At 57.8% G+C, this 16,894-nt stretch carries 18 protein-coding genes and 1 tRNA gene; 15 read left to right on the top strand and 4 right to left on the bottom strand.

Annotation, left to right across the window (positions count from 1 at the left end; genetic code table 11):
- Window positions 1-2 precede the first annotated feature (2 nt).
- The 7 genes from BM066_RS24880 (at window position 3) to BM066_RS24860 (ending at window position 7,386) form a co-directional block, all read left to right on the top strand.
- A tRNA-Ser gene (locus BM066_RS24880) sits at window positions 3-92 on the top strand.
- Window positions 93-191: 99 nt separating this feature from the next.
- Window positions 192-1,568 carry a site-specific integrase gene (locus tag BM066_RS26215; protein ID WP_369823284.1) on the top strand — a complete coding sequence of 459 codons (1,377 nt, stop codon included), beginning with the start codon at window positions 192-194 and terminating at the stop codon, window positions 1,566-1,568.
- A 352-nt stretch (window positions 1,569-1,920) separates the two neighbouring features.
- Entirely contained in the window at window positions 1,921-3,966 is a 2,046-nt protein-coding gene (locus BM066_RS24875; protein WP_018061968.1) for a primase-helicase family protein, read from the top strand.
- Window positions 3,967-4,219: 253 nt separating this feature from the next.
- On the top strand, window positions 4,220-4,630 hold the full coding sequence (locus BM066_RS26210) for a helix-turn-helix domain-containing protein (protein ID WP_143093813.1): 411 nt from the start codon (window positions 4,220-4,222) through the stop codon (window positions 4,628-4,630).
- A gap of 236 nt (window positions 4,631-4,866) precedes the next feature.
- Window positions 4,867-5,583, top strand: coding sequence for a recombinase family protein (locus BM066_RS24870; protein WP_029669111.1), 717 nt, complete (start codon window positions 4,867-4,869; stop codon window positions 5,581-5,583).
- Between the two features lie 558 nt (window positions 5,584-6,141).
- A complete protein-coding gene (locus BM066_RS24865; protein ID WP_029669112.1) occupies window positions 6,142-6,366 on the top strand; it encodes a helix-turn-helix domain-containing protein in 225 nt (74 codons plus the stop codon).
- Window positions 6,367-6,591: 225 nt separating this feature from the next.
- Complete coding sequence (locus BM066_RS24860) at window positions 6,592-7,386, top strand: hypothetical protein (RefSeq protein ID WP_018061969.1); 795 nt, start codon at window positions 6,592-6,594, stop codon at window positions 7,384-7,386.
- A gap of 320 nt (window positions 7,387-7,706) precedes the next feature.
- Here BM066_RS24860 and BM066_RS24855 read toward each other — a convergent pair whose 3' ends face one another.
- The 4 genes from BM066_RS24855 to BM066_RS24840 form a co-directional block, all read right to left on the bottom strand.
- On the bottom strand, window positions 7,707-8,849 hold the full coding sequence (locus tag BM066_RS24855) for a recombinase family protein (protein ID WP_089931053.1): 1,143 nt from the start codon (window positions 8,847-8,849) through the stop codon (window positions 7,707-7,709).
- A 401-nt stretch (window positions 8,850-9,250) separates the two neighbouring features.
- Window positions 9,251-9,454: a hypothetical protein gene (locus BM066_RS24850; RefSeq protein WP_018061970.1), complete on the bottom strand. Its 204-nt coding sequence runs from the start codon at window positions 9,452-9,454 to the stop codon at window positions 9,251-9,253.
- A gap of 89 nt (window positions 9,455-9,543) precedes the next feature.
- Entirely contained in the window at window positions 9,544-10,713 is a 1,170-nt protein-coding gene (locus BM066_RS24845) for an abortive infection family protein (RefSeq protein WP_089931051.1), read from the bottom strand.
- Window position 10,714: 1 nt separating this feature from the next.
- The gene (locus BM066_RS24840; protein WP_018061971.1) at window positions 10,715-11,053 is read right to left on the bottom strand and encodes a hypothetical protein; all 339 of its coding nucleotides are present in this window, start codon (window positions 11,051-11,053) and stop codon (window positions 10,715-10,717) included.
- 289 nt (window positions 11,054-11,342) lie between these two features.
- On the opposite strand from BM066_RS24840, the gene BM066_RS26205 reads away from it, so the two are divergent.
- From BM066_RS26205 to BM066_RS24805, 8 genes are all read left to right on the top strand, one after another.
- The gene (locus BM066_RS26205; protein WP_143093812.1) at window positions 11,343-11,741 is read left to right on the top strand and encodes a hypothetical protein; all 399 of its coding nucleotides are present in this window, start codon (window positions 11,343-11,345) and stop codon (window positions 11,739-11,741) included.
- Window positions 11,738-12,151 carry a hypothetical protein gene (locus tag BM066_RS24835; protein WP_143093811.1) on the top strand — a complete coding sequence of 138 codons (414 nt, stop codon included), beginning with the start codon at window positions 11,738-11,740 and terminating at the stop codon, window positions 12,149-12,151. Before BM066_RS26205 ends, BM066_RS24835 begins: the two co-directional genes overlap by 4 nt.
- Window positions 12,148-12,663 (top strand): hypothetical protein, encoded by a 516-nt coding sequence (locus BM066_RS24830; RefSeq protein ID WP_018061973.1) that lies wholly within the window; start codon window positions 12,148-12,150, stop codon window positions 12,661-12,663. The genes BM066_RS24835 and BM066_RS24830 overlap by 4 nt, the downstream gene beginning before the upstream one ends.
- Window positions 12,660-13,280 (top strand): hypothetical protein, encoded by a 621-nt coding sequence (locus tag BM066_RS24825; protein ID WP_018061974.1) that lies wholly within the window; start codon window positions 12,660-12,662, stop codon window positions 13,278-13,280. Before BM066_RS24830 ends, BM066_RS24825 begins: the two co-directional genes overlap by 4 nt.
- Before the next feature lie 23 nt (window positions 13,281-13,303).
- Complete coding sequence (locus tag BM066_RS24820; protein WP_018061975.1) at window positions 13,304-14,263, top strand: trypsin-like peptidase domain-containing protein; 960 nt, start codon at window positions 13,304-13,306, stop codon at window positions 14,261-14,263.
- A 452-nt stretch (window positions 14,264-14,715) separates the two neighbouring features.
- On the top strand, window positions 14,716-15,009 hold the full coding sequence (locus BM066_RS24815) for a hypothetical protein (protein WP_143093810.1): 294 nt from the start codon (window positions 14,716-14,718) through the stop codon (window positions 15,007-15,009).
- A gap of 181 nt (window positions 15,010-15,190) precedes the next feature.
- Window positions 15,191-16,024, top strand: a complete 834-nt coding sequence (locus BM066_RS24810) for a hypothetical protein (protein WP_143093809.1) — start codon at window positions 15,191-15,193, stop codon at window positions 16,022-16,024.
- A 295-nt stretch (window positions 16,025-16,319) separates the two neighbouring features.
- Complete coding sequence (locus BM066_RS24805; protein ID WP_018061978.1) at window positions 16,320-16,721, top strand: hypothetical protein; 402 nt, start codon at window positions 16,320-16,322, stop codon at window positions 16,719-16,721.
- The last annotated feature ends 173 nt before the right edge of the window (window positions 16,722-16,894 follow it).

Here is a 16,894-nt window from a genome sequence, read left to right as displayed (position 1 = left end):
ATGGTGAGGTGGCCGAGTGGTTGAAGGCGCACGCCTGGAACGCGTGTATAGGGGAAACTCTATCGAGGGTTCGAATCCCTCTCTCACCGCCACCGTCCTAAGTCTATGAATTTGTAGACTTATTACAGGGATGACAGCCCTCAAATACTCAAACGCTCCGTGTCTGCTACACTTGGCACGGAGGAGACCCCTTGTTGACAGGGTTGGTACGACGCGGTGGGCGCTACTCGATTCGACGAGTGATCCCGCTCGATTTGCAGGGCCACTACGGCCGTCGAGAAATCACCAAGGCACTTGGAACGGCTGACCCTGCCAGGGCGAGGACGCTCCTCGTAGTGGAGTGGGCGAGGCAAGATCGGGAGTTTGCTGAGACGCGAGCTGCCATTGAAGCTGACAAGTTCCCGGCGAAAACGCCGAGTGTAGACGTCCAGCAAATCAGCCCGACAGTCATTGGCCCGGCCAAGATCGATAGGCAGGCGGGTCGATCGTCCACCAAAGCAGCGGGTCGGCCCTCTCCACAGAGGCCTTCGGCAGCTGTGAAAGCGCCAAAGCAGCGGGACAGCCTCTCCTCCGTCGTTGATCGCTGGGCGGCCGAAAATAAGCCGGAAGACCGAACTGTCAGGCGTACTCGGAATATCGTTGAGCGGTTCGAGGTGGCTTGTGGCCCGCTACCGGTGCAGGAGATCGCGCGCCAGCAGGTGGTGCAATTCAAAGACGCGCTGGTATCAGAGGGGCAAACCGCAGCGAACATCAATGTCATGATCCCGATGCTTGGGACTGTTTTGAACTACGCCGCTAACAAGCTCGACCTTATCGCGACGAACCCGGCTGCGAACATCCGCGTTGCCGATAACCGGAGGAAGCGAGAAATCAGGCGAGCCTTCACAGAGGCCGAGCTTGAAACCATCTTCTCTAGCCCGGTTTATGCGGACCGCCTCCGCCCTGCAGCTGGTGGAGGAGAGGCCGCCTACTGGCTTCCCCTTCTTGGCCTGTACACCGGAGCGAGATTGACAGAACTCGGGCAACTGCACCCGAGCGACATTGTCGAAGAAGGCTACAGCCTTTCAGACGGCAAACAGAAGCGGGCCTGGGTGATCCGCATTGTCGAGGACGAGGCGAGAGGCCAGTCAGTGAAGAACGAGGGAAGCGAACGCCGAATCCCGATTCATGCTGACCTCGTGACCCTAGGCTTTTTGCCGTTTGTGAAGTCGGCCCAAGCTGCCAAACAAGCAAGGCTGTTTCCAGCAATTACTCCCAACGCCCAAGGCGAGTTGATGGGCAATTGGTCGAAATGGTTCGGCAGATACCGCAGAAAAATCGGCCTGAGAGGGACGGAGACGGTCTTTCATTCGTTTCGACACACCTTCAAGCACTACGCACGGCTCGCGGCGATACCCAACGATGTTCACAACGAACTGACCGGCCATGAGACAGGCGATGTCGCCGACAACTACGGCGGATTGTCTTATCCCCTCGCGCCGCTAGTTGATGCGATCGAGCGATACAGGATTCCAGGCTTTAAGCTTCCGGCACCGTTCGTCGCTCTACATAAGTCCAAAAATCGGTGAACCATTTCGAACCGGAAACAACCGGGGACGACGACGCAGGCCATCTTTATAACTTTGCCCCGCACCTGCCCTTGAATGGGTAAGCAGGTGCGGGAAAATAGTTATGGAAAGCGAAACTATACAGTACTACGAGTCCCTATACAATGCTGCACCCGACGCCTGGGTGGTTGTAAGCGTCCATAAGCACAAGCCGGAGGGGGGATTAGATAGGGGCGAACATCGCGCCCACCGGGCAATCGACCTTCCCAAAGCTCTTGCTGCCCCCCAGCCTTCTAACACGGCGAAGTTTGCTACCTTCGCAGCATTCAAGGCCCCTCCAGCTTCAGGCAGGGGTAAGGCAGAAGACATTGGGATGGTGTTCGGCGCGTACCTAGACATCGATGTGGGGGATGCAGGCAAATATGCTGGCGTCAAAAACCCAGCGGCGGAGCTCGACCAAATCAAAGCGACGATCTTGGGATGGGGCCTTCCCGTTTGGAGCGCCATCGTCAAGTCTGGCAACGGCTACCATTTCGAATGGCGACTAGATCGACCAATCGAAATTCACAGCGCGGCAGACCGCGCCCAGGCGGAAGCCTTCACCAAGGGCTTCAATTCCTTTGCAATCGGGAAGGCCGCTGAAATTGGCTGGACCCTGGATAGCATGGGTGACCTCGCACGTGTGAAGCGCGTCGTCGGCTCTACCAATTGGAAGAACCCTGCCGACCCAAAGCCCGTCACCCTCGTCGAGCTAAACCCTGAAGCGTTGTATCCGCTGGCTGAACTGTCAGCTTTCGCGCCGCCCGAAGAAGCGGCTCGGCCTGCCCGAAGCCATGGCGGAAAATCAGCAGCAAGCACGTCAAAGGCACCGGACTGGCAACTGATCGCGGCGAACTGCCCCTTTGCTCGATATTGCGTCGAGAACGCCGCAACGCTGCCGTACCCTTACTGGTTCGCGATCCTTGGCGTTGCCGCTCGCTGCGACAACGGGGAGTTCTGGGCGCATGAAATTTCCCGGGGCCATCCGGGCTACAGCGCCAAGGAGACGGACGCCAAGATCAGCGAAACCCTCAAGTCGGACGGCCCAGTCACCTACGCTCATATCCGAGACGATCTCGGTTTTCGCGGTTGTGACAACCACGTTCTGGCCAGCCGGGCCTATTCCCCGATCCAGTTTGGCTTTTCGTCACAGGCGCTGATCGATCTGCTGATGAACCACGCCTACGACCTCAGTTCGGAGCGGTTCTTCGATCTGACGTCGCTGGCTCCGATCTCAGGGAAGGCCTTCGGCATGGCCCACGCCCACCGGCTTGATAACCCGGTTATGGCGTTCTCGAAGTCAGCCTTGGCGATCAAGGCAGCGAAAGTGGATTATCTGCCAGGCCAGGGGCGGCTAATTGCCGTAGATGGTCAGACCGTCCTCAATTCCTATCGAGCCCCGGCCCTCGTCCCCGCTGCGGGGTCGTGCGCGACCATCTTGGCGCACTTCAACTACCTAGTGCCCGACCCTGTCTCCCGCCGGTACTTGCTCGACTATTACGCCCATATGGTTCAGCAGCCCGGCGAGAAGATCAGTACCGCACTGTTGATCTACGGGCCGCAGGGCACAGGCAAGTCGATGGCCGTTGAGCTGCTCTGCGAGATCGTAGGCACGCCAAACACGGTCATGGTGCCCGCTGAGGCTCTGGCCGGGCGGTTTAAGGCCGACCGGGTCAATCGACAGCTTATGATTCTGAACGAAATCATGGGCGTCGATCGTGCCGTGGCGAACTCGCTGAAGCAGTGGATCAGCGACGAGTTCATCCGGGTCGAGGAGAAGGGCACGCCGACTTTTGAGGGGCGCACCCCGAAAGGTCACATTCTTCTCACAAACCACGCGAATGCCCTCTCCCTGGAGCGAGGAGATCGCAGGTATGCGGTGATCGAGACGGCGACGGAGCGGCGCGAGCCCGAATATTACAAGGCACTTGCCGCCGCTATTCCGTTCGAGTTGCCCGCCTTTGCTCAATTTCTCAAAGAGCGGAACCTGTCAGCCTTCAATCCCCGTGCTCCCGCACCGGAGTCCAAGGCGAAAACGCAGATGCAGTCGTTATCGCTGACGCCGCTTGAGGCCGTAATTGAGGATGCCATCGCGTCCAAGAGGAGCTTTTTCCAGCGGGACGTTGGCACGGTGGACGATGTAATCGCCTTCCTAATGGCCAATGGATGGACCTACCGCAGGCCGACGCCTCAGAGTGTGGGTGCTGTTCTAAGTGCCCTCGGCGCTGTGAATCTTGGGCAGCAGCGTGTTGGAACTGGACGGGCGCGATTGTGGGCCTGGGACAATCAAGCCAAGTGGCTAGCGGCGGCACCGGACGCGGTGGCGGCCCATTACATGGGCGTGGCCTCCAACGACGACGGGACGACATTGGCAGCCTGACGACAGGGCGCGACGGGCGGCAACCCGCCCGTCTCACCCGCTCACTGTCTCGGCTTGTTTTGCATCGGTGAAGGAGTGGACGTTGGCACCCCTCCGCCCTTCCTTCTTCTCTCTAATATTCATTTTCAGTATCTATAAACCGAGACACTGAGACACTGAGTTATGGGCAATAACCGCTATGAACCGGTTATCATATGAACCTTTAATGATAACATTATTTGAAATGATAGATTATAAAAAGGAAATTATAGACATGCGACCGGAATACATTGTTCGCCTGAAGGCTTCCGAATTTGCCAACCGCGCCCCATTTCAATTCATCACCAGTGCCGAGCTTTGCCGAGCACTCGGAATCCATCGTCAAACTGCTGCCAACTGGCGCCTTAGAGGCGTAGGCCCGACCGCCGCGCCTGACGCATGGTTCAAGGGCCGGAGCTGTCGCTACCGCCTCGCCGATGTCTGGTCCTGGGCCTACGAGCAAGCAGGCAAGAACGTGCCAGCCGTCCAGATCAACGGGGAATGGCTTCGCGACCAGATGGAATTTCCTGACTGGCAGGACAATGACGCCGTCTATCGGCGCACACAGTTGATGATGCGAGTGTCACAGGAATATCGGCCCGGAGACCTAACCGGAGCCGGGCGAAGCGGGCTGTCGCTAAACTAAGCCATCGAACCGACTGCCATTGAAATGGTCCGAGAACATGACGAAGACCGCCCTGGCTGCATGGTCGATAGTGCCAGGGCGAGGCGTCTGGTAGCCCTCAAAAACAGGTGTACCCGTCCTGAGACTCGCGCGCCAAGCTACCCTTTGCGTTTGCTCTATAACCCTGCCACCTTGTACAAAATCGCCTAACGCTCGTTGCGCGTTTTTGTAAGGGATAACTGTGTTATGGCTCCTCGGTGAAAGCGGTTTCGTACTTTCGCGTTTCAACGGCTGCCCAGGGTCGGAGCGGCCTTGGCTTGGACGCCCAGCGAGCCGCGATAGATTCCATCTCGCGGGCTCGCGGCTATGACATTGTTGCTGAGTTCACGGAGGTCGAGAGCGGGAAGCGCAACGACAGACCGCAGCTTGCAGCCGCGCTGCACCACGCCAAGGTGACCGGGGCAACCCTCCTAATCGCGAAGCTTGATCGCCTCGGTCGAAACGCCGCGTTCCTACTGACCTTGAGGGACAGCGGCGCTAGGTTCGTGGCGGCGGACATGCCCGACGCCACTGACCTTACGATCGGTGTACTCGCCGTCGTCGCCCAAGCTGAACGCGATGCGATCTCACGGCGAACTAAAGAAGCCCTTGCTGCTGTAAGAGCTCGGATTGCCTCACCTGAGGGGCACACCTCGCAGAGGTCGGGCCGCGCCGTTACCCGCCTCGGCAACCCGAACGGGGCGGCCGCTCTCAGGCGTTCGCCGAGTAACTCTAAAGCCGCATCAAAGGCACTATCGGCTAAAGCGGATGCAAGCGCTGCCAACCTTTCGCCTGTAGTCGCCACGATCCGCGCTGAGGGCATACAGAGCCTTGCAGGCATAGCCGCGCGGCTCAACGACCTGGGCATGATCACGCCCCGTGGGGGTCGGTGGCACGCGTCATCGGTGAGCAATCTCCTCAAGAGATTGGGTTAGCAACCGCTCATCCCGCCGTCATTGCAAGCACGGGAAAGGCCCTGCGTAGCCGCCGCAGCATCAGAGCGCGACATGCCGCTGTTTACTAACGCCTGCTGGGTAGCGCGATCTCTCGCCGTTTCATGCGAAGCACTCGGATCATTGACCGACCGAGGAAGCAGTGAAGGCCCGCCTCGTAATGGCGCCGCTACAACGAGCGCCAGAAACCAGAACAAAGCGCACCCACCGAGGCCGAATGCTTGGACAGCCCAACCGGACTCCAATAATTCTCGCCGCCCATGGCCGCCCTTTGCAAATGTGTAGACCACAAACACCGGGAAAAGGACGATGGCAGCACCACCTTTCAACAGCGCAAGCCAGCCGGGGATCGGCCGGCGCGGCGTTTCCTGGATCGGCTCTCTACCAAGGGGCTGCCTACCAACAGCCTTTAGCTTGCTCATCACCACCCTCCGAACTTGCTCCTAAAATGGGAGCACGCACAGAGCCGCTTAGCAAGTCCGCTCATTGTGCGGAGCGCGGCCGATGGAACGACGGTGGGTGTCCTCCCCCTCCTATCAAATGGCCGTGGAACAGCTGATCGAAGCCCGCAAAGCGAAGGGCCTTACTCAGCGCGACGTCGCTGCGCGACTTTCCAAGCCGCCATCGTTCGTAGCCAAAATAGAAGTAGGTGAGCGGCGGGTCGATATAATCGAGTTCATTGCGATTGCGCGAGCTATCGGCACGCCAGAAATGAACCTGCTCCAGGCTCTCTTATCGAGCTTGCCTGCCGTACTAGAAATTTGATCCAACCGCGATCGGACATCTCCGCGAGCAACGTAACGTCGGCCTAACCGGTGGGGTGACCACGATGGCGCAGGAGGAAGACCGCTAGGTGTGCGGATCCAGAAGAACGCAACGAATGTCGCTATGTCTGCGCTGCTGACCCGAACGCCTAAGACCGTGCTGAGCTTGACGTTATGCAGCAAGCCGGGAAGGTAGGGATAGCACTTCTCTCTCGGCGGGACCTCGATGGCTTCTAAGACTGATCCGGCAATCGAATTTGCCGAGCTTTGCACGAAGCTCGCAGCTTCCAGAACTAAGACCGGAACCGACCACCTCGCCGACCATTTCAAGGTCGATGCTTGGTCCTACGAGTTCTACCAAATTCTCTTCTGCATCATCGAGCGCGCCAACCAAATCAAAATGCTTGTCGCTGGCTTGCCTGACGCCGCGCACATCGCGCCCGACTTAACGGCCCACATCGACGACCTGCTGAATGGCTTCCAGCCTCAGAGCATGATGAACCGCTGGGACCAGCATGGCGCTACGTACGTCAACGCGAAGAACATCCAACCGATTAAGATGGTGTCCGTCCTTCTACGCCAGCACGTCTCGTATCCGGTGCTCTCTGAGGAGGAACGAGAGGACGTCCTTTCGCAGGTGGCCGACCTGACAAAGTGGCTTGAAGAAATCCAAGTCGGCGAACACGATTTCATCCGACAGGCCATCATTGATGGATTGCGGCAGTTCTCATTCCGACTGAGCCGCATCGAATGGTTGGGCTGGGGATATAGCGTTGCGTCGCTGAAGGACGTGATAGGAGCCTATCTAGCGCTCGAACGTGGGACACCGACTGACGGCTCGAATCCGCAGGCCGAGGCCGTTCTGAAGCGTTTGGGTGCGGCACTAAAATCCATTTACCGAAGCGCGGGCGTTACCAAGGACGTTGTTGAGCGCGGTGACTTCCTGCTCAAGGCATATGGCGCAGCGTCGCTGTTCGTTCACTCCCATCACGGGATCGCGGGACTTCTCACGTTTGGATGATTGAAGGGGAGGCCCTAAAGCGCCTCCCCCTCAGCGCCACTAGACCATCGCGCAGGCTCGCTCCGGTCTCGCCTTCTTCGCCCGCTCTATCGCATCGATCATGACTTGGCTCCGCGTTGTCGTGAGCCCTGCCGCTTCATAGGCCTTCAGAAGCGAGCCAAATCGAACGCGAATGTAACCCGAGTGCGGTAGGTCCAAATCCACGCTGATTAACGAGCCGGTGATGTAACCGTTCGCTGCATAGATACGCCTGAGTCCCGCTAGTATGTGCTCGTTGGAAAGGCCCCGTCGTGGTCGCTTTTTCCATGTGAAGTTCGGCTTCACGTACCCAACGGCGTCGAACGCATTTTTGAGACAACCAAAGTGCTTCGTGTAGCTAACGGATGTTGGCGTGTACGGACACTGATCGATGAGCTTGGTCGTGAGCGGTTGTCCCTCGCGCACGAGCTTTTCAATGCACGAAGCATGTCCTTCTTGTCGTACCCGTATCCCCTATTGGCTCCAAATGCCTTTGCAGCAGCGTGGAAAATGCGTGGCGAAACGACAGGGTCCATCACCTTCACCCGAAGCCACGCTTCTGGCGGATTTCGGGTTGTCGGGCTCTGGAGCTTCCGGGTAGTCCGATTGTAGACGTAGTTACCGATAAACAGCTCATTGGCGAGGATGTAGCGCACTCGGCTGTCATTCCAGGGCCTACCACGAGCGCCGATTACTCCCTCCGCATTGAGTGTTCGCGCAATCGCAGAAATGCTCCACCGCTCCGTCACGAACATGCGGAAAATCCGGCGGACGATTGCTAGCTCCTCGTCGGGTCCAGGCACATAGATGACGCGGTCAGTTTGAAGACCCTTGCGCTCGCCGTGGTCCAACAAGAAGCGCAGGTTGCCATCCTTATCGACCAACATGCGGCGTACGCCGTAGGTCATGCTGCCACCCTGCTTGAACCCAAGGCGAGCCTGATACAGCTGGGCGCGGTGAATGCGTTCGGAAAGGGCGGCGCTGTAGTCGGCGGCCATCACCCGCTTGATGTGCTTCATGATGGCCGACATGGGGGAGCCGTCGTTGTCGAATGGCTCGAAGCAGTAGCGGACACCGACCCCGGCGTTTCGGCACAAGAACTCATAGGTCGCGCTTTCGTCGTGGTCCTGAAAGCGACCCCAACGGCTTACGTCGTAGACAAGCACCTCTTTGAACTGAGCGAGGCCCTGGACCGAATCCGAAATGAGCTTTTGCAACCCCTTCCGCTTCCTGAGCGTGAGACCACTCTTCGCGGGGTCTAGGTAGCTCTTCACGACGATCAGGTTTCGGGCCTCGGCGTACTCCTGCATGGCGGCCTTCTGATTGGCGAAAGAGTAGCGTTGATGCTCGCTCGACATTCGAAGGTACTGGGCGACCGGCCTGGGCGGCTCGCCTGAGGTTACGGATATCCGGTCAGCCTCTCTCATCGGATGGCTATAGGTCATGGTGTTCCCTGCACTGAGTGGAACCCCCGACCCAGGCCACGGTGCTCAGGATTTTGGAGAACAGGCCAGAAAATCCTACGGCGTCAGGGTTTTGAAACTGCCTGCCTGGTGAACGAAAGATAACGGCGTTCTCATAGCGGGTTCAGGATGACGCTGCGAAAGTCTTTCCACTGACCCATCTTCGGACGGGTGGCCTCTCGCACTTCCACGGCGGTCTTGTGGGTAGCGGCTGCGTAAGCGGCTTGGTGAACCAGTAAGGGGGCGGATGGGTGTGTTTGCTTGGTATCCATATCGGTATTTACCGATGGGCACGTAGAGCGCGGGTCTTAGGGGTAGGCCTGACACAACGAAGCCCCGAGACGTTTCCATCCCAGGGCTTCGCGTTTTTGATCGCTAGTCGCTTAGATGTTAGTCCAGCGCTCCTTAACTCGCACGCGCAGGTAGTTCAGGATATCCGCGTTGTCGATTGCCGCACCAGTGAACGCATGAGCCAAATCCCCTCGCGCAATTCCGAGATCGATTTCGCCGCTCTTATACGCCTCAAGAACGAGATCGAGATACGCATCCAGCGCGCGGTGATCCTTCTCGGTCATGTTGATAGCCATAGTAAGTTCCTTCTTGTTGCTCCCCAACAAATTCCGGGGCGCAGCTACTTTACAAATTAGGAAATCGCGGATTATCGCATCAGCCCTTCTTACCCGCCTCCTGTCGCGCGTTCCATGTCGCGACGAGGTATTGGGCCATTGCGCCAGATAGACCTACGGCAAGTTCCGCATGGCCGTGACATGGGGCGCGCCCGTTTAGGGCCTGGACTATGTGCATCGCTCAGTTTGTTTCTTAGTGCGCCTAGCCCCTCCACGATAGCGGAACAGCCTCCAAGGATTTGCTTGAAGATGGCTTCGGTGTGGTCATCAGGGGCAAGGCTCATCGCCTTTGCGAGCTTCCTGTAGAGAGCCGGCAATTCGTCCTTGTCGGCGTCCGAAGTGTCACCGGCTTCGTGCAAAATCCACTTGCAGACGTCTTCAAGCAAGGTCCGCGAAAGAGTGATTGCGCCGGATGGGTCGGTTAGCCGTCTGTCCTGTGCGGCCTGCCAACGTGCCCCAATATCGGTGGGATTGAACGCAACGAGAGAGGCGGTAATCGCTTCGTCGTTGGGCATGCCGAGTTGCGCGGTTTGGACCTCGTAGACAGGGCTACCCGATATCCGCTTCACGATCTTAAGTGCGAAACCGTCGTGCTTCAGGTGCTCGTTGATTTCACCGACCATCACCGCTTGGCGTTCGTGGTTCTGGGCCATTGGATGAACTGACGCAGCGAGGAATCGAAAGAACTGACGCTGCGACATTGCGGGCAGGCCGATCGCCTTCAGGACGTCCTTGTTATCCCAATCGTAGTTCCGCACCGTGTGTTGAAAGATCGCCTCTTCCAGGGTGCGCGATATGCCGGGGATTTGGTCGGCTTCCAGCATCGTCGCAATCGGCCACAGCGCCTTGAAGAACTCGATGGGCTCTTGCTCGGTGCAGACGGGAAATTCGCCGTAGAGGTCGATTATGCGCTTGCGTGTCAGGTCCGTGATTGTCGGGCCGCTCGCCTCCTCGATTTTGGCCAAGGCCTCTGACAGGGCGAAGTGTTCGTTCTCTGCCAAGTAGGTCCGTACGACACTGAGTAAGTCCGCTGCGGGCACTTCGGTGACACGGCTGATCGCGTACTTGTATCGGCTCCGCATCGCCTCGTCAGTGTCGCCCTCATGCAGCCCCAGGCCAGTGCAGATAGCCGGGACGTTGTAGGCTTTCGCGTCGGAGATCGCGGAGGCGAGCTGGTGGCGCAGCTCCTTGAGTTGCGCGGGTGAAGGGCTTCGCTTCATTTCAATAGGACCGGTCAGACCGCAACTCGCTAATCCCCTGTGTAATGTGAAGAAGCTGCTGCTCGACGAGTTGGACGCGGCGCTCCGCAATCAGAAGGATGGTGTGCGATTTCCACAGCTCGTACTGGATCAGTACGCCCACCTCCATCACGGCCATGAAAATCAGGAATGCTAAGAGGCCCGGACTTGGACTGTTGGCGTACCAAATGCATGTCGCGATGAAGCCTAGGAAGATGATCGCCCCAACCCAGTTCAGAGCCTTCACTTCATCCTTTCGATCTCGAATGATCGCGTCTGCGTTCGTGTCGCCGGCCACGTCGCCCCAATTCTCGCCGTACATCGCCGCCCCTCGTGGTTGTGCGTAAGATGTAGGACACTTTGCTGAAGTTGTGAAAAGCGGAACGTGAGGAGGGCTTAGTCGACGAGCATTTCGGCGGGCTCGTCCTTCTTCACCCCACGCGCCACGACCGTCAGCGAGCCATTGGGAGCCTCTGGCCGCGCCCAAAAAGCCCGAGTACCGGCCGACGTTTTACGAGCGTCAGCATGGGCATCGGGTAGGCGAGGAACCTCCTGTGGATGACACTAGGTAGCCGAACGGCTAAGCTCGCCCTCTACGGGAGCGGGGCGGGATGTGGTGGCCTTTCGGGATTGCGATACTCGGGTTTGTTCAAGTCGCCTACTTGGCCTGGAAAGGCCATAAGGAGCACAACCACCCTTCGGGCCTGCGCCCGAGGCAAACCCATTGCGGCTATGGCTACAGCGAACAGCACCCGTACGAGTGCGCTCGTGCTGAAGTCAGCAAACAGGCTGGCTTCCGTGTCGAAGGGTGCCGGGTCTGCGTGAACGATCAGCCTCGTTGGGTCTCTGTTGCAGAGCAGCTTCGCGCTCAGCAGGACCGCGACGACGGATGGGTCACGCCCGAGGGCAAATACTGCGACAAGGATGTCTACCTTGAAGCCACCCGCCGTTCGATCACCCCTCTACAAGTTCTAGAAGAGCGCGCGGCTACGCGGGAGGCCCAGCAATGAGCGGACATGTGAGGCGGGTAGGTGGGGTGATTTGTGGAGCGCTGCTTCTATCGGCTTGCACCAAGCCTCCACCGCCCGCGCCCGATCCCAATGCCGCGTTCAAATTGGAATGCCGCCACGAGGGTCAGCAGCTAATCTACATCCTCGATCCGAAGACGCGCACGGTGACGATGGCGAACGCTGCCATGCAGCCCAAGGGCACCTACACGGCCTCGTCCTACGAGTACTACATCCGGTTCAAGGGCACGAACCAAATGGCCACCAACGAAGCCCGTGTGAACCGATACGACGGCTGGATGACGCGAGAGTTCGGTAAGCCCCCCTTCCTGACCGACGACATATTCGCGAAGCCTGGCAACGCCCTACAGACTTGGCAATGCAAGCGCTCTGAAGCGAAGCCTATCCTATGATCGACCCTTACTCATTCACCTGGGAAGCATTCGCGACCCTGTTCACCGGTCTCGTAGCGGTGGCGGGAGCCGTGGTCATCGGCTTGCGACAAACACAAATCCTAGGCCGACAAGTCGCCCTTGCGGAAATGGATCAGCGCATCGCTTTGTTCGAGCGACGGTTCAAAATCTACGACGATGCGAATTTGTTCTTGAACCATATGATTGCCTTCGCTGGGTTCCCGCCGAAGCCAATTGAGGATCGCTTTCGAGCAAGCGCGTTGGAAGCCCGCCTTCTATTTCCGTCAAAGGTCCATGACGATCTCTGGGCGATCTACAAGCGCGCGCTTCAGTACGATGTGCTCAAGAAAAAGATGGCCGCTGATTTTGCGAGAGACCACCAGTATGCAGCGGACGATACCGATCAGGAGTTAATCGAGAACCTCTGGTTAAACGAAACGCTGATCAACCTACTCGACGTCTTCGGTGACGAACTTAAGTTAGGTGAGAGCCCCACGAAGGCCTCCAAATGAAACCAGACCGCACGGAGATTACCGAGGAGCACCTGACGCAATTTGCGAAAGCAATCGGTCTGGCATCAGTCGCGCCCGGTCGGGTGAGCAACCTGATCCTCTTCGAACTGTTCGGACGAATGTATACGGGAACGCTGGACACCTTACCGGCGAAAATCATCCACGAAATGCGAGCGCTGGAGGGCACCGCACCACCCCTTGGAACGCTCAAGCAAGAGGCCTTCAGCAAGAAAGGCATCCTGCGTGGCCTCTACAAAAAGCACTATCTTCTCGGAGCTGGAAGCAGCGTCCCGATGAACGTCAGTCTGGAGTTGAAGAACAACCCTGAACGACTGCGTGAGATCGTCATGAGCCAATGGAACCCGAGCACGGCAGACCTTGCACCCGAGGCAGTTGCAGCACGCATCGCGAACGGCGTGACGGGTCTCTATCTGGAGCGCAAGAACCGCAAGAAGCTCACGGGCGAGTGGATCATCTATGCCAAGCACGGAGGCAAAAACTACTACCTCACGCTGGCCCGTCACGATGAGGGTGATGAGAATATCCTAGAGCGCGTGACCGACTACTGCGTGGGTGAATTCCCATGGCTGGCAGAGCAGCTAAGTGGCGCGGCTTGAAACGGTCCAGGCTGAAGGGTGGAATGATGAGTGGTAGCCCCGCGAGTACGGTCGAAGAGCCCAAACAGGTCACGTTCTGGCCGGGCAATCCTCTTAGCTACACGACGACAAAAATCGTCTGCTACTACAATGAGGTTCACCTCGGCGACGCAACGGGCTTCATCTTTAAGGCAGCGCAACGATATGCTCTGGTGACGAACTGGCACGTCGTCTCAGGCCGCAACCCCATCACTGGACAGGCCCTAGATAGAACAACGGGGTGTGTCCCAAATCGTATCAAATTCCACGCTGCAATCGAACTCGACGACGAAACGAAGCGCGATTTGGTGCACTTCCGCGAATTCATTCTGCCGCTCTATGGCGAGGATGGAGAGCCGCTATGGCTCGACGCAAAGGAGGATGACAATCAGCGCGACATCGCAGTCGTTCCCTTGAATCCGCACGTTCCTGAATTGGCCAATGACGCCGCCGACATTCGGGCCATTCACGGTGGCAAAGTCACCCTTGAACCCGGCATAGACCCCAGACACCGCGACATACAGTTTGAAGACCTGAAGCACTTTCTTCCACCCGTCGGCGCGGAGGTATTCGTTCTCGGCTACCCAAAAGGCATAACTCCAAACGGCATTTTCCCGATATGGAAGCGTGCCTCTATCGCCTCAGAACCTCAGGTCGGGATCAGCCTTGGAGACCAGGATTATGAGGACGCCTTCTACATCGATGCGATGACGAACCAGGGCATGTCGGGTAGCCCAGTGGTCTACATGGCTCGCACTGGCGACATGATGTTCACCAAGGACAACATCGGCGTGCAGGTGAAGAACGACGAACCATTCCTTGTCGGCGTTTATGCGGGACGTAATGGGGTGAGCGGGCTGGAAGGGGATTTGGCGCTCGGACGTGTCTGGGGAGTGTCATTGCTTGAGCGAATTGTAATGAGCGGAGGTAAGGCGCAGCTGGCCTTTACGTTGCTCCCAGATTGATTTTCCATGGCTGTGTGTGGAATGCGGTAGCCTTAACATATTTCACTTTTGCGACAGACCTTTGCAGGGGTGTGCGTCAACCTAATTTCGCACCATAAAGCAAGGTACGCTTTAGGGTGATTGTTACGACCTTAGATGCGCGACAAGCATCTTTCCACGCTACGTCAAGCCAGAGATAATTCCACTCTTTGGTAGCGATTAGGCTGCATGGCTATATCGTGTGGGAGTGGAAGAGCGACCCTGAACGCAGGTGCCACGTTGGCGTTCGATGCACACTCTCCCGACAAGAGCGACCGCAAAGAAAGATATGTTTTTGCGATGATCTCCGGAGTGGTTGATTAGGCCTCTTGCGGCTTTAGTGTGTGAGTGCGGGGACTGACTTCGTTGGTCCGTTTGGTGCTCACCGCGGCCGAATCCTGCGCCCCATTCTTACCTAGTGAAACGGCCTGACAGTGAGCAAGAACGCAATGCTTTTGGTGAAGAGCAGCCAGTTAGAAGATGTGGCGACGCGATGCCTTGAGGACGCCAACGATGGCGTGGTTGTGCGTCGCAATCTCCAGCATGGACCTGGGCGTGTGGTGATGGAGCGGGCTGCTGGCAATGACTGGACGCGCTACCCGGAGCCATTTCCCCACGTGTTTAGGGTCTGGGGTGAGGCGGATTTCTTGTTCGACTTTGAAAGCGATGTCGACGAGGTGTTCATTCGCATGGCCTTTCATCTAGAATATGTCGAAAAGAGTGGTTGACGCCAGAAGCGCAGGGCCGCTCATGAAGCGAAGCAATCCGGCTTGAATGCGGCGCTTAATAACGTCCGCATATACGCAGTTCCTCTTGACATCGCCGCTTACCCCACAGGTCTGCCGCGTGCATTTTCCATTTGGATAGATCGCACTTCCCGCTGACACTATGCGCGGAAAGGATGTCTCCATGCCCTCCATCAACTTCCGTCATGAAGGTCGCGAATGCGTCTCCAGAGCCAAGGTATTGCTGGCCCAGAGCGATGACCATGCCTTGCGGTATGCAGCGCTCGAATTGCGCATGGCTATGGAAGCGCTGATCTATGACCGAATGAGCGCCTACAAGGCGGAAGTTCCGAAGTCCATCTACGAAACCTGGCAACCCAAACAGGTTCTAAAGCGCCTATTGGAGATTGATCCTCACGCTGACGCCGTTGCCACCATCTCGATTGGGGTCGAAGACACACCCGGCCTTCCCGCAAAGGAAATGACCGTACTCGGTACTGATACCCCCCTGAGCTTCAAGAACCTCAAGAGCTACTACGATGCGTTCGGCTCGTACCTGCACAAGCCCACCATCAAGCAGCTTGAGGCGGGTAACTCGGGCGACATGGCGAGGCTGCGTCAACGATGCGATGAGGTCGTCGCAATCCTGGACGTCGTGCTTGCTAGCGCCGTGCATAATTCCACGATGGGTAACTTCTCGACATGCGCTTGTTTCCGCTGTGGGAAGGACATTAAGCGCCGGATCACCAAGGCCGATGGCGATACGTTCCCCGTGACTTGCCCGGAATGCGAGGCCCTGCATATCGTTGAACGGCAGGGCGATCAGTACCTTTGGAAGGCTGACACCAAAGTCGTTCCTTGTGCCAATTCCCCGTGTGATGGGGGATTGCATTTGTGGCCGGATGAGATCGTCAGCGGTCAGTATTTCGAGTGCGAGAAGTGCAAGCAGGGCAACGTTCTTGCGCTCTCTGTGCGGCCAGTGGAGTTGCCTAAGGAGGAGCCTGCCGAGACAACCTAGCTCGGCAGCGGCACCGGCCCACAAACGTCAGCCGAAAGAGGATCGCGTTTGTCCTCTGCTCGGCCTCAAAATCGAATGTGTATCCCTTCACCGTCGCTCCCAGAACGACGTGTCTTCGATCTATGGAAACTCGAACGATGCCCTTGTCGGGGCCAATTTCGCGCGCTGTATGTCGGCGTGACGGACGCAATGATGCGCGCCGCGATGTTCAGATAGCCTGACAGGTTGACGCGATGTTGCGTGCGAACTTAGGTGTCTGCGGCGGCGCAATTTGTGCGCTTTAGGAGACGTTCAAATGGCTACCCCCGTCGATTGGAAGAGCATCGCCAAGCCGGTTTCGGCCCATCCCGAGTTTGGCCCCGACACCCTGAAGGCCGACCGTCGCAAGCTGGCCAAGTTCCTCGACAAGCAAGTCGAACTCGTCGGATCGCCCGATCAGAAAGGCCGACGCTCTTTCCGCATCGTGGGTGACAACGCCGCGTTCAGTATTCCCTACAACAAGGGCGCTCTGCCGCTGCTTGACGATGAAACCGAAATCGTCGTTCCGTCCAAAGACCTCGCGGGCGTCTTCGGGGCAATCAAGGCTGAAGTGCTCATGGGAAAATTCGACGAAGCCCTCAAGGCGATCAACAGCGGCGAGACGCTTGCTGCCAAGCCGCGCCGGGGTCGGAAGCCCAAAGCTGCTGCTGGCAGCTAACTTACGCCCACCCGCTAGCCCTTGCTAGTCAAACCATATTGCTACATATGGCGACTTCAAACGGTACACGGAGCGCGACTGAGTATATTGCGCCCCTTCCTGCGTCGGGGGTCTCAACCGCCTTCCGCATCTGGTGCGCATGGTGAGGTGGCCGAGTGGTTGAAGGCGCACGC

It is taken from the genome of Caulobacter sp. UNC279MFTsu5.1 (assembly GCF_900114015.1).
In the GTDB taxonomy this organism is placed as follows: domain Bacteria; phylum Pseudomonadota; class Alphaproteobacteria; order Caulobacterales; family Caulobacteraceae; genus Caulobacter.
Note: the sequence above shows the minus strand (reverse complement) of the source record. Positions and strands in the feature narration are given on the sequence as shown.